1 pseudogene is annotated in these 397 nt (G+C 74.8%); it reads left to right on the top strand.

Annotated features, from left to right (window positions below):
- A pseudogene (locus tag G3I71_RS49455) lies at positions 1-397 on the top strand (radical SAM protein); the annotation flags it as partial.

Here is a 397-nt window from a genome sequence, read left to right as displayed (position 1 = left end):
TCGTCGTCAAGACCAACGTCGTCGAGGTGCTGCGCGCCGAGGTCACCCGGGCGTCCTGGCGGCGCGAGCACGTCGCCCTCGGCACCAACACCGACCCCTACCAGCGCGCCGAGGGGCGCTACCGCCTCATGCCCGGGATCATCGACGCGCTCGCGGGCTCCGGCACGCCGCTGTCGGTCCTCACCAAGGGCACGCTGCTGCGGCGCGACCTGCCGCAGCTGGGCGACGTGGTGGCCGCCGGTGGCGCCGTCGCGGTCAGCGTGTCCCTCGCGACGGTCGACGAGGCGGTCCGCGAGTCCCTGTCCATCGCGAACGCCACGCGCGTCCTGGTGGTCCGTGCCGAGAACGGCTCGCTGAGCGCCGACGCGCGCGAGGCCCTCGCCGCCGAGATCGAGGC

It is taken from the genome of Streptomyces sp. SID12501, assembly GCF_010550245.1.
Lineage (GTDB): Bacteria > Actinomycetota > Actinomycetes > Streptomycetales > Streptomycetaceae > Streptomyces.
Note: the sequence above shows the minus strand (reverse complement) of the source record. Positions and strands in the feature narration are given on the sequence as shown.